This is a genomic window from Mangrovibacterium diazotrophicum, assembly GCF_003610535.1.
In the GTDB taxonomy this organism is placed as follows: Bacteria; Bacteroidota; Bacteroidia; order Bacteroidales; family Prolixibacteraceae; genus Mangrovibacterium; species Mangrovibacterium diazotrophicum.
Map to the genome: position 1 here is coordinate 840,717 of NZ_RAPN01000001.1, position 16,972 is coordinate 857,688.

General features: G+C 44.4%; 11 protein-coding genes. All 11 read right to left on the reverse strand.

What is annotated here, in order from left to right:
• Positions 1 to 56 precede the first annotated feature (56 nt).
• Positions 57 to 1,724, reverse strand: coding sequence for an FAD-dependent oxidoreductase (locus BC643_RS03360; RefSeq protein WP_120271753.1), 1,668 nt, complete (start codon positions 1,722 to 1,724; stop codon positions 57 to 59).
• A gap of 124 nt (positions 1,725 to 1,848) precedes the next feature.
• Positions 1,849 to 4,071, reverse strand: coding sequence for a GH92 family glycosyl hydrolase (locus BC643_RS03365; RefSeq protein ID WP_120271754.1), 2,223 nt, complete (start codon positions 4,069 to 4,071; stop codon positions 1,849 to 1,851).
• A gap of 33 nt (positions 4,072 to 4,104) precedes the next feature.
• Positions 4,105 to 5,592, reverse strand: a complete 1,488-nt coding sequence (locus BC643_RS03370) for a BNR-4 repeat-containing protein (protein ID WP_120271755.1) — start codon at positions 5,590 to 5,592, stop codon at positions 4,105 to 4,107.
• Positions 5,593 to 5,615: 23 nt separating this feature from the next.
• Positions 5,616 to 6,815: a glycoside hydrolase family 88/105 protein gene (locus tag BC643_RS03375; RefSeq protein WP_211337971.1), complete on the reverse strand. Its 1,200-nt coding sequence runs from the start codon at positions 6,813 to 6,815 to the stop codon at positions 5,616 to 5,618.
• 208 nt (positions 6,816 to 7,023) lie between these two features.
• Positions 7,024 to 8,649, reverse strand: coding sequence for a RagB/SusD family nutrient uptake outer membrane protein (locus BC643_RS03380; RefSeq protein WP_170154439.1), 1,626 nt, complete (start codon positions 8,647 to 8,649; stop codon positions 7,024 to 7,026).
• A 42-nt stretch (positions 8,650 to 8,691) separates the two neighbouring features.
• The gene (locus BC643_RS03385; RefSeq protein WP_120271757.1) at positions 8,692 to 12,162 is read right to left on the reverse strand and encodes a TonB-dependent receptor; all 3,471 of its coding nucleotides are present in this window, start codon (positions 12,160 to 12,162) and stop codon (positions 8,692 to 8,694) included.
• 95 nt (positions 12,163 to 12,257) lie between these two features.
• Positions 12,258 to 13,223, reverse strand: coding sequence for a FecR family protein (locus BC643_RS03390; protein ID WP_120271758.1), 966 nt, complete (start codon positions 13,221 to 13,223; stop codon positions 12,258 to 12,260).
• Positions 13,224 to 13,294: 71 nt separating this feature from the next.
• Positions 13,295 to 13,885 (reverse strand): RNA polymerase sigma-70 factor, encoded by a 591-nt coding sequence (locus BC643_RS03395; RefSeq protein ID WP_120271759.1) that lies wholly within the window; start codon positions 13,883 to 13,885, stop codon positions 13,295 to 13,297.
• A 188-nt stretch (positions 13,886 to 14,073) separates the two neighbouring features.
• Entirely contained in the window at positions 14,074 to 14,532 is a 459-nt protein-coding gene (locus tag BC643_RS03400) for a V-type ATP synthase subunit K (protein ID WP_120271760.1), read from the reverse strand.
• A gap of 21 nt (positions 14,533 to 14,553) precedes the next feature.
• Positions 14,554 to 16,353 carry a V-type ATP synthase subunit I gene (locus tag BC643_RS03405; protein WP_147377124.1) on the reverse strand — a complete coding sequence of 600 codons (1,800 nt, stop codon included), beginning with the start codon at positions 16,351 to 16,353 and terminating at the stop codon, positions 14,554 to 14,556.
• An 8-nt stretch (positions 16,354 to 16,361) separates the two neighbouring features.
• On the reverse strand, positions 16,362 to 16,970 hold the full coding sequence (locus BC643_RS03410; RefSeq protein ID WP_120271762.1) for a V-type ATP synthase subunit D: 609 nt from the start codon (positions 16,968 to 16,970) through the stop codon (positions 16,362 to 16,364).
• Between the last annotated feature and the right edge of the window lie 2 nt (positions 16,971 to 16,972).

A 16,972-nucleotide genomic window follows, 5' to 3' on the forward strand; every position in this document is an offset into this window, starting at 1 on the left:
CCAAAAACATTGTTATTTGTCGTTTTTTAAATTAATCGATGAAAGATAATCGGTCCTCATTTTACTCGGATCGCCGGTGGCATGCCAACCGATTCTGCATCCAAAATTTGTCCGCTACATTTTAGCATCTCTTGAAGCTCCGGATAGCTGACGTCTTGAACATTGCATTGGCTGTCGATAGCCAACACAGCTGCAGCCCCGCAAGCTTGCCCTAAGGCCATGTAAGTAAATTCTATTCGTATCGCTCCGTAAGCAACATGACTTGCAGAAACACAAGTCGGACTTAGCAAGTTGGTGCTTTCTTCCTTCCTCGGAATCAATGCCTGATACGAAATTCCGAATGGTCGCCAATCATTACCACCAAAAACAAAGCCCTCGTTGTATGCGGCGGCGTCTTTAACAATCCGGCGAACCGAGTGCAGATCAGGTGGCCAATAGGCTACTGCGACCGGGTCACTAACGGGTGTTGGGTTAATACGCTTTGTATGTTGTTCTGTGATTACATAGTCTGAAACCATTCGTCGTGCATCGCGCACGTAAAACTGCCGGGGCCATCCTTCGTTATCTGTAAATTCATCTTTACAAAGCCCCCACTCACTCCAGGTATGTTGTAAAGCGGAGTCCAGAATTCCAACTTCAGGATCATTCGCTAAAAAGTAGAAAAGCCCTTGGGTGAATGTTTTGTGTTGATCGAAAATCATTTCGCGGATTTTAGCATCTCCTGACGGATAAAGCCGGTTCATTCCATACAGGTTGTGCGACAAGTCGTGCCAGGCCCCAAGATCGGTTTTCCCATTGGGCAATTTTCGATATGGCGTGTACAACTTCCCACCTGCTTTCAGGTATCGCAAATATATTTCGTACTGGCTACGGTCATAGTTATCTGGCTTTCTGAACGGTATCCGGTTATCCGCATCATCCGTTAAACACATGCGGAAGCAATACGCCTGGATTGATTTATCGCCATCACAAGGAGTTCCAAACGGCTCGTCTTGGATCGTTGCAATCAATCCGCTTGTCGAATCTCCCGGAATAACATATGGATCAACATTTACCTTAAACTGGGCATGCGTGGTTTCAGCCCGAATTCCATTTTTCGTTTCGCCATAAAGCTGATTACTCTCCCGCCCCCAGGTGGTTGTTATTCCCGCGTAATAAAATAGATCCCCCTCCAGCGTTGCGTCAATAAAAACCTTCCCATAGAAAAGCTTTCCATTCGTGGTTTCGATCGTACGAATGGCTGTCCCTTCTTTTTGAACCGATTTAAAATCCTCCTGAATCTGACTGTCGCAAAAAACGTCAATATCATATTCTCCCAACAAGTCCTGAATAATCTGCTCCGCCACATGTGGCTCAAAACGCCATAGCGTAACATCTCTGTCCCCCGCTTTCAGCTTTTCGTCAAACGCTGCTAATCGTCCGTAGTACTTGGCAACTCTTCTATAAAATTCAAGTGCAATTCCGCCTACTGCTTTGCTATTTTGAAAATCGTGATTATCAATATCCGAGCTCCCCAAACCATTAACGATTATTCCTCCAACCTGCGCTGTAGGCTCAAGCAATGCAACTGTTCTCCCAGATCTAGCCACCTGAATCGCAGCTGCAATTCCTGCAGGAGTTCCTCCATAGACAACCACATCATACCTTTGAACGTTGCCATACTGATAGGCATTAAAAAGAAGAAATGGGAGAAGTAACAGAAAAAATACCCGAAAGATTTTCATCGTTTTTCATTTTTAAGCGAAGGAAAAGGAGGCCGTCATCTATACGGCACTCCATCATCCTGTTTAGTTGGGTTTATAGGTCTGAAAGAAATAAGCAAAACTTATACTCCTTCTCAATCGGGACTTAGTTATTGTGGAAGAGCATCAAGTTCGGTTGCTCTCCCATTGTAAATTCGAGGACAGCACCGTCCATTATTTCAGCGTGTGTGATATAGCTACGATTCAGCTTCTCGCCATTCAGTTTTACTTCCTGTACATATTTATTTTCCGGAGACGCATTCGGTGCGAGAATCGTCAACGTTTTACCGGACAATAGTTTAACTTCTGCTTTTTGAACCAATGGAGATCCCAACTGGTATACCAAATCTGCTGAATGAACCGGGTAAAATCCCAGCACACTCAAAATGTACCAGGCCGACATCTGACCACAATCCTCGTTTCCGATAAGGCCTCCGGGCTGATCGGAATAAAATATGGTTTGAATTTTTCGGTTGAGTTCCTGTGTTTTCCAGTATTTACCAACATAATTGTAAAGAAAACTAATGTGGTGGCTCGGTTCATTTCCATGGGCGTATCCACCAATCAAGCCTGATATATCCAACGATGCATTAATGCCCTTAACGCCGTCTTTTAGCTCAAAAAACTGATCAAGTCGTTCGGCAAAAGTATCCTTCCCTCCAACCAAATCGATCAAGCCATCGACATCCTGCGGAACCAACCACAAATATTGCCAGCCATTCCCTTCGGTGTAGTCCGTTTTTTGATGGTCTGAATAGGTAGGATCGAACGGTGTTGTCCAATTGCCATCGGCCATTTTTCCTCTAAAGAATCCGGTTTGCTCGTCGTAAATGTTCTTGTAGTTTTGAGCACGCTTCCTGAAATATTCAGCATCATCGGCCTTTCCTAGTTTTTCTGCAACCTTTGCTACGCTATAATCGCTGACAGCAATCTCCATCAATTTCGAAACTGACTCTTTTATTTTATCCGCCGGGATAAACCCCAACCGGTCATACTCAGCCATACCATCGCGATCCTGCATTGAACTTTCTTTCATGGCTTGGTAAGCCAGCACGTAATCGAAATCACCAATACCTTTTAGAATGGCTTCCGCAATTACGGTAATGGAATGATTGCCAACCATGCAAAAGGTCTCATTTCCATCGAGTTCCCAAACCGGCAAAATTCCGGTTTGCTCATAATGGTCCAACATCGATTTGATCATGTCATTGACTCTTGGCTGTTCAATCAGCGTAAACAAGGGATGCAGCGAACGATAGGTATCCCAAAGCGAAAATATGGTGTACCGCTTGTAGCCTTTCGCTGTTTTAACCGAACCATCAACACCTTTAAATTCTCCGTTTAAATCGGAAAAGAGAGCGGGTTGAATCATGGTATGGTAAAGCGCTGTGTAAAGTATCTTCCTGACTTCGTTGTCGGTAGCTTCAATTTTTATCTTTTGGAGCTCATTTTCCCAGGCATCCGAAGCTGCCTTTCGGACCCGATCAAAATCCCAATCAACGAGCGTTTGGTCCAGGTTCTTCAGCGCGTTTTCAACACTCACGGATGATAATCCAACTTTAACCAACAGATCCGGGTTTGAAAAGCTCAAAACGCCAACTTTTTCTTCATTACCCGGCACATTTCTAATTTCTGACTGGGTAATCGGTTGCGAGAATCGAGCTGCAAAATACACATGTTGATCGGCAGCCCACCCTGTTGAGAATCGCATCCCGGTCACCAAAGTACTGTCTACGATATTCAAATTTGATTTTGTGGTTTCATCCCAGTTAATTGCAAATCCCAGATTGAGAATCAGGTTTTTAAGGCTGTCTTTTGGAAAGCTATAATGATGAAATCCAACACGCTCAGTAACTGTAAACTCCGCCGAAATGCCCGTATTCTCTAATTTCACGGCATAGTAGCCAGGCGAAGCCGATTCATTTTCATGAGCGTACTTGTCGGCATAGCGATGAATAAAATCTGCATTTTCCTCACGATCTCGAAAAGAAACCTTTTGGGTCGTGGGAAGGAAGGAAATATCCGTTAAATCGCCAATCCCGGTGCCGCTTAAATGCAAATGGCTGAATCCCGAAACGATACTATCAGAATAGTGATATCCCGAGCTCCAGTCCCAGCCTTCGGTTCCATTATCGGGACTTAGTTGAATTTGTCCGAACGGATAGGCAGCACCGGGAAATGTATGACCATTTAGTCCCGTTCCAATAAATGGATCGACAAAATCGGTCAGTCTTTCCGTCGTATCTTCCAAGTCGGTGTTCGGCTTAGTCGGACTGCAGGCAATTGCCCAAATGGCAAGTCCAGCTATTATAATATTTCTCTTTATCATTTTATTTAGCTATTGGTTAGTCTGTTTCGTGTGCTATTGAGCACCTGTGATTTTGACCGGGAAACTGGTTTCTTCGGTGAAATATTCAGGAAGCTGAAAAACAGTTCCATCCATTGTACAGTAATACAAGCTGGAAGTTGAAGGTTTTCGACCATTTCCATCTGCCCAAATGCCGTAAAAATCAGGTTGAGCAAATACCGGGCGACGAACGTAATTGTGATTTTTCACACTGCCGGAAGTCAAAAGCGTTCTGCTCCACTCTTCACTGCCAACACTGCTGCTCCACATGGTTATTTCGCCTCCCGGATTATAAGCCTGAGGGCCTTGCGTGGTTGGCGCAATAATGCGATACACTTCATTGTCTTCCACGTAAATCGAGCCCATATCGTAATTATTATCTGAAGTCGTCACGGCAATTTCTTCCCATCCCTCTTTCCATCTTATTATACGCCAAGTTCGCGGATCATTTTTCGGTCCAGCCTCAAACCCACCGCTTGAAATCACCAATATGACGGGATTTCCGTCGGCATCGTTATTCAGATCTTTTAAGTAGCAATTGAGACCGTCTTTTGCGAAATACCGGATCAACGCGTCATTTTCCGGGTTGGTTAAAGGAAGACTTACTGGCTCTCCTGCAACCGTTGTCCAATGCTTTCCAAAATCAGTTGTTTCCAGGTAATACAAATTTGTTCGATAGTTAAGCCCTTTACCTGCCGGATGATAGTTGAAGGTGATTTCAATTTTCCCATCAACAGCATTGCTTATCGCGTAATGACCAGCTCCGATGTGAGCCAGCTCCTGCCATTCATTCCACTCCACACCATTTTTACTGGTGTTAAAGCCGATGACGTGGTCGCCAGTTGGTCCGTATTTGGTGTACAGCGCTATAAATCCCTTCCGCTTCACATACCAAACCTGGAAGTACGAGAAGTTATCGAAAGGAACCCGTTGTCCATTTTTGATTTCCATTGCGTGAACAAGCTCAAATTCGTCGATTGAAAAAGGCTTCACACTTTTGGTAATATAGGATGGTCGAGAAGTTCCATGGGAAGTCGAGAAAACCCAGATATACCCGTCCTCATCGATTGAGATTACCGGATTATCGTGCGCATCCGTTGTCTTCTTATCTAAAATAATCGTTGGATTGGTAACCTCCCCGGTTGTGTGATCATAATAAGAGACAGCATGATACAAAGTTGAATTTGCTTGATCTGTGGCCCCGTAACAAAAGAAAGTCTTGTTTACCTCTTCTGCATATATCGCTATCGGTTGGTGTTTGGCGGTGTAGGTTGCCATTCCGCCACTGTATTTATACACATACTCATCATTACTGGGTTGGTTCATATACCAAATCCCTCTGAATCCGTTTGCTTTGGTATTTATAATTTCTACGGCTGTCGGTTGATTTAGCTTGTCCACCGCAAACACCGAAGAAGTCGAAAATAAAATACAAAGTAAACAGCTTATACTCCAAGCAAACCACTCTTTGCCAACAGCAGCTTTTATTATATTCAAGTTCATTATCCTGCCCTTTCTTCTTAATTTTATCGTCTTGTTTTGCTCCATTCCAGCAAAGCGGTTGCGCACCACAAATAGGGAGCTTGCCCATGAAAGTCGCCTGTGATTCTGGGCCTGTTTCTGTAATATTCCAAATCATTTTGTTTGTTTGTCCCTACGCAAACCTCTCGCACCTCACCTTTGTCGTTGATGTATTTCGTCATTGCGTTCCAGGCTTTTTCAACTACTTGTCCATATTCTGCTTCATCCAGCCAGCCTCTTTGTAAACCTGTAATTAGTGCATAAGTGAACATGGCTGAACCGGAAGTTTCAGTCCAAAAATCTGGGTGATCAACCAGTTGGTTCCACAAACCGTTCTTTCCTTGGTGTTCTTTCAGACTTTTCATCATTTTTAAATACGCATCAAGGATCACATCACGATTCAGATTGTCTTCCGGTAAAGCTTTTAGCAACTCCGTCATTCCCGCCGCCATCCAGCCATTTCCTCTTGCCCAGTAAAAAGGCACATCTGGCGCATGAAAAAATAATCCGTTGGGCCGCTGAAGCCGATTGAGGTAAAAGGCCATTTCCTGAGCTGCGCGGTCGATATACTTCCGATCTCCGGTTGCCCGATAAGCCTGGCTCTGAATTATTGTAATCATATACATATCGTCAATCCAAAGGCGAGTTTGCCATGAATAACCGTCACTGGCGAATTCTTGTTGTTCGGGGGTTGCATCATTCGGAATCTCCCATTGTGTTATTGCGTAGGGAATACCCATTTCAAAATATTTTCTATCTCCGGTTATTTCGTAAAACTCCAAAGGCAGGCAACCAAACATGTTTAGATCCACATGATTCTTAACCGGTAATAAATCGCTCTCAGAAGTCATCAAAACATCGAATCTCTCTTGTAGTTTCAGCAATAACACGGTGTCTCTAACTGATTGAGCAAATCGTGTAGCTCCCAACCAGGTGCACACCTCTGCATAATGGATCCATTTTCCATTGTGAAGCAAATGTTCTGTGGTTAAGAATTGATTGACCAATTGCTTTCCAACTGATTCTACTTCATTAAATTTTAAAATGCTATCTGATTGTTCGGCATAAATTCTATTCGGAATCTTACGATACAAAATCAAGTTCGTATTATTCGATGAATTGTGTTCACCAATATGAAATGAGTCAAAATAAGCCATTGTCAAACCGATAGTCAGAATGACTGTCAGGCTGAATAGTTTTATCATTTTCTAAGTTTTCTGTTTTCGAAAATCCGAATTCTAAAAGGCAGAGCATTCCTGTAAGACTATGTCAACACGATTGATCTGTCTCAAATTACAGCTACAAATTCAAGCAAATAAGGATCGAAACTAACATCACAAAAGCCTTATGGATGTTAGAAAAGGTAAAAATTAGGAGGGTAGCTCAACACTACCCTCCAATGAATTTCAGTTTCTAATACCCCGGGTTTTGTTCCAGGTTCGGGTTCAACCCAATTTGTGTTTGAGGGATTGGCATTAAATCTTTTCCGGTTGGGATGTCAATACCAAATTTCTCTTTGATATAATCGATGTGTTCACCCGATCTTCTTAGCAAGAACCAAGCAGACATCTCACCGGCAAATTCATGGCGATATTCGTCCAAAATTACTTTCATCAAGTCCGATTCAACGGGTTCTGGCACAACAACGCTGGCATCAGCAAGTTTACCAAAGGCCCGATCTCTCACTTCGTCAACCAATGCCCAGGCCTCTGTTTCGTTTGACAGGTGATATTCGCATTCTGCTTTGCTCAGCAAAACCTGCGCGTATCTCATCATCATGATATTATCTGAACTCATAAACCAACTTGCTCCTTTCGTTCCGCAAGTCTCGGGGTTCCGCCAAAACTTGGTGCCGTAATAGCCGGACCGGGTTCCCTCATTCCAAGGGTTGTCAGCAGTTCCGCAAGTATTCAAAGGATTCCCGTCTTCATCCTGGTAATAGGTAGCCGGAATACTTCCGTTGCCATTTGTCGCAAAACTGATGACTTTCGGATAATCTTCAAAGTTGATTAAATCACTCGGATGCTCATCGCCGGGACCAACAACTGTTGCTGCTTTACGAGTATCGCCGGTTTCAAAAGAATCGTACAACGCTTTATCGGCGTATGCATAACCGAATCCTGAAACTGCCACAGGCATTCCAAATGAAGAAATCCATTGGTTGTGAACACCGTATGCTCCCCAGTTCATTTTACCATAGTCGAGGAACTGAATTTCAAAGATCGATTCTTTTCCATGCCAGTTGTCAATATTATGAATCTCCATAAAATCTTCTTCCAATTCGCATTTACTGGCCAACTGATCAAATTTACTGATCGCTCCGGAATAGTCCTTTTGCCACATCAATGCTTCGCCCCAATAAGCCAATGCTGCCTCTTTGGTTGCGCGACCTGCATCTTCGGCGTCCAAATCAGCAGCCCATGGGAGGTTTTCAAAAGCCAGTTCCATATCGGAAGCTACAGAAGCAAACACTTCATCTTGCGTAGCCCGGGGGTGCAAACCTTCGTCGGTAACAGTTTCAAGCTCGAGCGGAACTCCACCGAAATCAGATGCTAAATAGTAATAGAAGAACCCTCGCAAAAAGTAGCATTCAGAAATTAGCTGGTCAACTTCAGCATCCGTATCAAAAACGCCGTTTGCTTTCATTTTCTCCAAAATAGGAATTGCGGCATTTGCACGTGACACGCCAATGTAACTTGCGATCCAGAACGTGTTCAAAGCGGAGAAATCAGTCGGTACCTCATAGGTATTCCAAAACGTATCTGATCCTTCATTATGAAAATCCTGTGTTAAGAAATTGGCGGTAAACCAAATGCCTTTCAACGTATAATCAACATTGTAATAAAAAGCAGCATACACACTGGTTACCAACGAGTAGCCGTCATCGGGTTCAGTAAAAAGTGTTTCTTCGTTTATACTGGTGGTATTTTTTTGCACCAGAAAATCTTCGGAACATCCCACTATCAGGAATAGCAAGAGAAGTATCGATGTGAAATGCTTCACGAAATATCCTCGGGTTATATTCAATTTATGTTTCATTTCGATTATTTTAAATGGTTTTATCATGGTATCAAGCATCTGTTAAAACTGAACGTTTACACCAAGTGTCATGAACTTTGAATACGGATATTGACCAACATCAACACCTGATGCAGTTACACCACCGGCACCGGACGAGTTACCCACACTTTGTCCGATTTCAGGATCCAGACCGGAATATCCGGTGATGGTAAACAGATTTTGAGCACTCATAAATACTCTCAGTTTAGAGATTGCTAATTTTGACAACACTCGACTCGGAACCGTGTAACCAACCTCGATATTCTTAAATCTCAAATAAGAACCGTCTTCGACGAATACATCCGAAATACGACTGTTTGAGTTTTCATCAGCCCATGTTGCGCGGGCAAACTCGTTACTTGGATTTGATTCTGTCCAACGATTGTTGTAGTACTCTTTGCTGACATTTTCCATACCGACGCTTCCGTTGATATTAATGCTTGTCAGGTTACGTTTCATGTAGTTCAGAATGTCGTTACCTACCGAATAGTTAAAGAATAAGTTGAAATCGAAGTTTTTATATTCACCGTTAAAGGTGATACCACCATAAAAATCAGGAATTGGACTTCCGATTGTCACTTTATCATCGTCAGTAATGACACCATCGCCATTTTGATCGACAAACTTCCGGTCACCAGCTTGGGTTCCGGATGAGATGTACCATACATTGTCGTCTTGTGCTATTGCCTTGGCATTCTCATTCAGCGCATCTATTTCAGCTTGAGTCTGAATAATGCCATCTTCCTGGAATCCGTAGAAATCTCCGATTGATCCGCCTACGTATGACATACTAAATACAGCCCAGGATTCATCACCTGTTGTTGAGAAGTCGAGACTTTGCAGGTTGGCAACCGAATCCTTCCCTTTTGAAAGAGACACAATTTTGTTGTTCACAGTTGTGACATTGAAGTTAACCCCGAATTTGAATGGGTTATCGTAATTTTTGTAGCCCAAACTAAATTCAAAGCCTTTGTTTTCAACACTACCTACGTTGCGGGTTGCACTGGTGTAACCTGTCTGCGCCGGAACCTGAATATTCAACAAGAAATCTTTGGATTTCTTCACGTAGTAGTCGGCAGTCAGAGTCAGCTTATTATTCATCACCCCTAAATCCAAACCAATATCAGTTTGCGTAGAAGTCTCCCATTTCAAATCGGAGTTTGGCAGGTACGATTGTACCAGACCGGTTGCATACACTTTGTTTTCACCAAAAGCGTATCCGTAATTCTTATTTTCCGATCCTGTTGTGTAGGTTGATTCATACTGAAACAGTCCAATTGACTGGTTACCTGCTTCACCATAACTGGCACGAAGTTTCAGGTTACTCAGCCCTTCCACACCTTGCAGGAATGATTCTTCGTTAGCCTTCCATGCACCGGAAACGGACGGGAACACACCGTACTGGTTCCCCTCTGCAAAACGCGAAGAACCATCGCGTCTGACAGTACCAGTTACGATATATTTATCTTTAAACTTGTAGGTTAAACGGCTAAATTCCGAAGCCAGCGACCAGATTTGTTGGTATCCGGTTGAAGTATAGTTATCCAGCAAAGCAATACTTCTCAACTCATCGCTTTCCAAGCCTGTACCGGTTGAGCTGAGTGTACGTGTTGTATTCTCCTGAGCTGAAACCCCCACCATGATATCAAGCTCATGGTTATCCAATTTCAACGAATAACTCACGGTATTTTCCCAAAGCCACTCCATGCTGTTGGTACTGAACTGGCGGTATGAAGCTTCCCTTGGAGAAATCCGGAATTCGTCTGCCGGGCTGAAAGAATAACCTTCGTTTACATCGTAATCGATACCAAAAAGAGTTTTCAGTTTCAGGCCTTTTATTGGTGTAATTTCAAGTGAAGTCGACGCATTTAGTTTATTCGTGATGTCTTTTACATCCCGTTGATCTGCCCATTTGTAAACGTTGTCGCAGTTATAAGTAGCTATGGCGTTTAAATCGTAATAACCGTAGTTACCGTCAGCATCCTTTATCTCATCAGTTTCAGGATTACCGGTCATCGTTGGAATTAATCTTGCCAGTGTTCCAATGCGGCTTTGGCCGGACCCAAAGATGGTTTTGTCATTGACATGCGCAAATTTGACTGATGTTGAGGACTTCAACCATTTCAATGGTGTGTAATCCTGAGCCAATGAAACATTATAGCGTTTGTAATTTGAAAACTCAACAATCCCTTTGTGATCGGTCATTCCTAGTGACAGGGCGGTTTGCGATTTCTCAGAACCTCCGCGTAGACCAACACTGTAGATTTGTTTCAAGCCGGAACGATACATTGCGTCCTGCCAATCCAAAGTACGCAATGAGCTTGGGCTGTACCACTCATCCAAAACGGATGATCCTTCAGCATCTGCAATCTCGGTAGCAATTTGAGCAAACTCCTGTGCATTTAAAACATCATAGGTTTTGGGCATAAACTGGTACGACGAGGTTGCATTAACCGACACTTCCAATCCGTGGCGACTACCTCTTTTGGTCGTGATAATCACAACGCCATTCGCTGCCCGGTTTCCGTAAATTGCAGCAGCAGAAGCATCTTTCAGTACATCTATTGTTTCTATTTCATCAGGATTCAAAGATGTGGATGCTCCTGGATACCCATCAATTACATACAGTGGTGAGTTATTTCCGAACGAGCCAATTCCGCGGATCAACACCTGCACTCCGCCCCCGGGCGTACCATCGTTACTGCTTACCTGAACACCCGACATCTGTCCTTGCAGTGCCTCTCCCACACTGGTTACAGGCACTTTCTTAATCTGTTCTGCCGAAACGGAACTGATTGCTCCTGTTAAATCTGCTCTTTTTACCGTTCCATATCCCACAGCGACAACCTCTTCCAAGCCAATTGTTTCTTCTTCCAAAACAACGTTAACCTGGCTTTTACCACTGACTACGACCTCCTGCAATTTCATTCCAACGAAAGAAAACTGGAGTATCGCATCGGCCGGAACGTTGGTTATTGAATAGCGACCGGAATCGTCCGTTATTGTTCCCTGGGTCGTTCCTTTTACAACAACTGTTACACCCGGCAGAGGAGTGCCCTCGCTGTCGGTGACGCGTCCCGAAACGTTTTGTTGTTGAAGTGATCCGGCGTCTTCCTTCGCGTCGTTATATAAAATAATCATGCGATCATTGATCGTATACTTTACGCTCGTTCCCTGGAAAACTTCTTTTAATATATTGGAAATGGATTCGTTGGAAGATTGAATTGATACTTTGCGATCAAGATCAAGATACTCCGAACTGAATGCGAACCTAAATTCGCTTTGATCTTCGATCGCTCCCAGAATCTCTTTCACCGTAGAATTTTTGTGATTCAAACTCAAAGCTGTGCTTTGGCTAAACACACTCCCCTGAGCAGTGAGAATACTCAAAAGGACAATACACAACGACAGTTTCATAGGAATTAGAATTTTTCGCATCTGGTACCAGATGCCAGGAACCCACAGGTCCCCCATTTTACAATCTTTTTTCATAAATTTGGTGTGTAATTAGATTTATAATTCTCTTCATTTCCAGATGAAGAGTATAGCTACAGGAAAGTGTTCGAGCACTTTCCTGTTCTTTTTCCCTATTTATGCTTCATGTAGACAACGCCAGCTTCCTGCGACACTGTCGCCGGCGTAATCGCTTTCAAAATCTCCATAACCTTGTCAAAATCTTCGTTTTTAATTGAAAAAGTTACTTTGTAGTTTCTTACACTCTCATCAACCTCAATTGGCTGGTTATATCGCCGCTGAAGTTTCAAAGCGACTTCCTCAAGCGGCTGGTCATAAAAATGAATAATCCCGTCTCTCCAAGCCGTATATTTCTGCGCAACAACCTCGTCAATCTTATAAGCCCGCTCGCTTTTGTCGTAAACAGCCAATTCATTGGGTTTCAAATGAGCAAATGTTTTACCACTGGTAGTGGATAATAGATCGATAGCCCCTTCTTCCAAAACGACATTAATGTTGGGATCTTCCTCGTAGGACTCCACTGAAAATCGCGTACCTAAAACTTTGACAGAGATGGCACCACAGTTTAATATGAAAGGAAGATCTTTGTTTTTGGTCACATCCAGGAAAGCCTGACCGGTGAGCTTCACATTCCTGTCCTTAAGCCCGAATTCGTTGCTGTATCGCACCGAAGAACCAGAGTTCAACCAAATTTGAGTGCTGTCCGGCAAAATGACTTTCGACAACTGCCCATCTTCGGCCACAACCTCGTTGTAAATCACTTCCCCTTTATCGAAGAAGAATAGTCCTCCGCCCAGCATAAGAGCAAAAAAGATTACTGCAGCATATTTATAAAAATTCTGGAGGAAGTTTAGTCGCTTGATTTTTGAGGCATTCTCAATCAACATTTTCGACTGGAAACGATCCAGTTCCCGGAGAGTGCTGTCGGGTAGGTTTTCGTTCTTCAAATCTTTCTTCCACTCAAGCTTCATTTGCTTGAATACAGCCTGGTTTCCTTCTTCGTCAAGCCATCCTTTCAGTTGATGAAGCTCCTCGTCCGACGCCTTACCCTCTAAATATTTATTAACTAGTGCTCTCATTTTTGCCGCTTTTCAAAAATGAGTACAACAAATCGCCAAAAACCCTACCGGTTTATGATTATTTTTTTTGACTAGTTTAAAAGGAGATATAAGATAATGGAGAGCGCTGAGAACTGTTTCTCCAGTTTCACTCTTAATTCCAGCTTAGCTTCATGCAGGTGTTTTTCGACGGTTTTGACCGAGATTCCAAGTTCATCAGCAATGTCCTTCTGCTTCATCCCTTTGATCTTACTTTTGATCAAAATTTCCTTTTTCCGCTCAGGAAGTTCTTCAATCGCCTTTTTCAAAGCTTCAACCAGTCGTTCCTCCAACGACAGTTCTTTCCCTTCCAAAAAATCGAGTTGATACAGATATTGGAGTTCATTTAAGACGATGCCGTCCTGAAACGAATCAAAAGAATACTTTGAATTTTCCTTCAGATAATTTAGACAGCGATTGCGAAGCGATACAAACAAAAGGCTTTCGACAGATTTATTTGGGTCTATCTTCTTCCTTGTGAGCCAGAGATTTGAAAAGCATTCCTGTACCAGATCCTCAGCGTCAGTCCTGTTTTTAACAAACAACATGCAGTAACCCATCATTCGAGGATGTGTCTCCTTGAATAATCTGGAAAACGAAATCGGGTCACCTTCCTTCAGTTTAGTTGTTAGTTGGACATCCATGGTTTATCGCAAAGTACAGCGGACTAAAGTACCAAAACAGCTTTGAAAATCACAAAATTTTCTTTGTAGAAAATCTCTAAATAAAGAACGGCTGCCCAAAATTTATATGGACAGCCGCTTTTTCTATATCATTGATCGCTCCTCGAATAGAACGATCTGTCAATTTTCCAATTTTGTGCCTGATGAAATTAGCTTCCGGGAATAGCTCCCATACCGAATACCATCGATAGCAGCGCAACGGTTTCAATCACCCCCATGGCGGCGATGTACATACCGGCTCCTTGCTTGTCGTCAACAGCCAGGTTTGAACAAGCGGCAGCCCCCGCTTTACCCTGCATAACTGCAGATGCAGCAATCGCTAGCCCTACGCAAAAAGCAAAGATCATTTGGTTTAGGTAACTATCCGGGTTCAGGTTTGCGCCCTGCAGTGAGTTCATAAAAATCATCCCGTAAATCACCTGGCTCAATGGCATACCCACCATGGCCAAAGCCAGCGAAGGAAGTTTCTTTTTCTCTTTAATCGATTGTTTCCATAAGCCCATTGCCCCCTGGGCGGCAATACCGGTTCCAATAGCGGAACCAACACCAGCTATACCTAACGCAATGGCATGTCCGCCAAAGCCTGTTACTACTGTAGATAGAATCATTTTTGAAGTTTTAAAAGTTGTCTATTTGTTTATTTTGAAAGGATTGTATTCACTTCCCGAGAATTCAACATCGGCATGGCCTGCATATTCAAGCATGTTGAGACGAACGCCATGAACCAATACCGCCATAGCAGCCAAAGCCATATTTAGTCCGTGCCCCAGAATCAGAATGATGACGGCCCCCAGTCCGGCGAGTACGGTCGTAAGCCCATCGCCAATGGCCATATCATTGAAACTGGACGCCATCAACACGGTTGACAGCCCCACGGCATACAATCTCACATAGGAAATGATATCCGAAAATCCATTGATAATACTTAATGGCAAATTCCCCACCGATGAGAGAATGCCCTTGAAAAAGCTTTTTCCGCTTGACGAAAAGAGTGCTACCAGCAAAGCTCCGCCAACAAAAAGCCAAAGCATGTAATCGGGTGCAGGAATTTGCAGCACCATCTGGTTGACGATAAAATAGAGTCCCCAGGTGATCGAAATCCATCCCAATTGTGCCAGTGCTTTCAAACTGTTGATGTAACGGATGGCCTGTTGCAAATGCCCCACGGTTAAGTGAATCGCTCCAACGAAGAACATAAACCGCTGCACAAAGACGTTGTCGCCGCCGAAACTGGCCAGCTTGTCAACCCGAAGCTTCGCTAAAAACGGAATGTTGGCCACCGTCTCCGAACCGAAGTAGGTTCCGGTGAGCACGCCCCAAAACAGGATGGACACCGAAAGCGTGTACATCAGCTGAAATTCCACTTTCCGCTTAAAGCCGGCTTTTTTATGAGCAAAGAGGGTCAGCAGGAAGAAGACCAGTCCGTAACCCGCATCGCCCACCAATATTCCGGTGAAGAAGGTGAAGAACAGCATGAACACATGCGACACGTCCAGTTCGTTATAGCCGGGCACCAGCCCCATGAAATTCATCACCGGACGAATGCGATCCCCCCAGCGCGACGTATAAATCAAGGTTGGCACCTCGTCCACATCCTCGTCGGTGGTATCTTCAATCACATAGCCCCAACCGTTTTGGTCGGCAGCTTCCGTTAAGGCATCGATTTGCTTTTCGGGAATATATCCCTTCCAGTAATTCACCTGCCCTTCCAGCGACTCGCCACCATACGCTACATGCAGCAAATCCAGCCGTTCGAGCCAGCTTTGCTGTGCGTTCTGCAAACGGGCTTTTTCGGCTGCCAGCCCGGTGAGTTCTCGCTCGGTGTTTTCCAGTTCAGCAACGGTATCGGCCAGTGTATTTTCCAATTCGCTGCGATCCTTTTCCGGGGCTTTCACCTCGTTCAAGGGCAGCGTTTCTTCTGCCTGCTCGGTAATCAGCGCTACTTGTTGTAAGCCATTGGCTTCGCCCAGTACATGCACGTCATCCCGGTCACTCAGCTTTTTCAGCTCCTTCTCGCTCGCTTCGTACAAACGCAGGTACACGCCATGGGCGTTCAGCTCTTGAAAGCTGGAAGGCGCCACGTTGCCCCACTGTTCGTACCACTGGAGCTCGGCTTCCAAATTGCTTTTCGCTTGCAGCAGCTTGGTCCGCTTGTCGTCGGCTTCCAGCACTTGCTTTAGGCATTGCTCGGCATCGTGCTCGGCCTGCGTTCCAACGCTGGTCACCGCAACGGCCTGCTCTTCGGAGACGCGCTCCAAAACCTCCAGGGCTTTGGCGACCTCCTGCAGCTGGCTGCTGATTAACTCAATCGATTGGTCGCGCGGAGGTTGAAAAGGCACAATGTGCAGCAGCCCCAAACGGCCCAGATCGGCGAGTTGTACATCAACCGGCGTACCGGTGTTGGCCATGAACAGGAGCAATTTTTTCATTTTTGCAATCATGCCATCGCCTCCTCTAGTTTAGCCTGATTCACCACCTTGGCGGTAGCAATTGTCAGGCGCTCATCATCCTGCAGTTTCTGCCCGATTTTCCGAATAGCGATTTTTGCGTTCGGAATGCGCCGGTTCTCAAACAGTTTCACCCGGGCACGAACATCGAGCAGTTCTTCCTCGAGCAATTCAATCTGATCCAGCAGGCACTTTATTTCGGCCTCCAGTTGCAGCTGCTCAGCCACCAGCTCAATCGCGTCGTCGACCCAAAGCGGTGTATTGGCCGAGGGTTCTACAATATTGAAATCGACACGTTCGAACTGCTGCACCCGAACACCCGCTACATCCACAGGTTTCGTGATCACTTCATTCACCGAAATAAACTCCGCCAGCGATCCCCAGGAGTCGCCCATCACAGCGAGCCAGGATTTAGAAGCTTCCCGGTTCTTCTCGATGGTTTGCCGAATGTCGTCAATCCGCTCAGCAATGGTGTTAATCGTCGACATCAACGATTTCTCCATCGCTTCAAACAGCGGCAGCATCCGTTGCGAAACCTTCAGAATCTTCTTCTGCTTTGCCCGTTCGGTTTTGGTGTATTTAATTTTTATTCCTGCCATTT

What these genes read in the sequence shown, in the direction of transcription:
- BC643_RS03385 (WP_120271757.1), bottom strand. Translation starts at nt 12,162, where the DNA reads ATGAAAAAAGATTGTAAAATGGGGGACCTGTGGGTTCCTGGCATCTGG.
- BC643_RS03365 (WP_120271754.1), bottom strand. Translation starts at nt 4,071, where the DNA reads ATGATAAAGAGAAATATTATAATAGCTGGACTTGCCATTTGGGCAATT.
- BC643_RS03360 (WP_120271753.1), bottom strand. Translation starts at nt 1,724, where the DNA reads ATGAAAATCTTTCGGGTATTTTTTCTGTTACTTCTCCCATTTCTTCTT.
- BC643_RS03370 (WP_120271755.1), bottom strand. Translation starts at nt 5,592, where the DNA reads ATGAACTTGAATATAATAAAAGCTGCTGTTGGCAAAGAGTGGTTTGCT.
- BC643_RS03410 (WP_120271762.1), bottom strand. Translation starts at nt 16,970, where the DNA reads ATGGCAGGAATAAAAATTAAATACACCAAAACCGAACGGGCAAAGCAG.
- BC643_RS03395 (WP_120271759.1), bottom strand. Translation starts at nt 13,885, where the DNA reads ATGGATGTCCAACTAACAACTAAACTGAAGGAAGGTGACCCGATTTCG.
- BC643_RS03390 (WP_120271758.1), bottom strand. Translation starts at nt 13,223, where the DNA reads ATGAGAGCACTAGTTAATAAATATTTAGAGGGTAAGGCGTCGGACGAG.
- BC643_RS03375 (WP_211337971.1), bottom strand. Translation starts at nt 6,815, where the DNA reads ATGATAAAACTATTCAGCCTGACAGTCATTCTGACTATCGGTTTGACA.
- BC643_RS03380 (WP_170154439.1), bottom strand. Translation starts at nt 8,649, where the DNA reads ATGAAACATAAATTGAATATAACCCGAGGATATTTCGTGAAGCATTTC.
- BC643_RS03405 (WP_147377124.1), bottom strand. Translation starts at nt 16,353, where the DNA reads ATGAAAAAATTGCTCCTGTTCATGGCCAACACCGGTACGCCGGTTGAT.
- BC643_RS03400 (WP_120271760.1), bottom strand. Translation starts at nt 14,532, where the DNA reads ATGATTCTATCTACAGTAGTAACAGGCTTTGGCGGACATGCCATTGCG.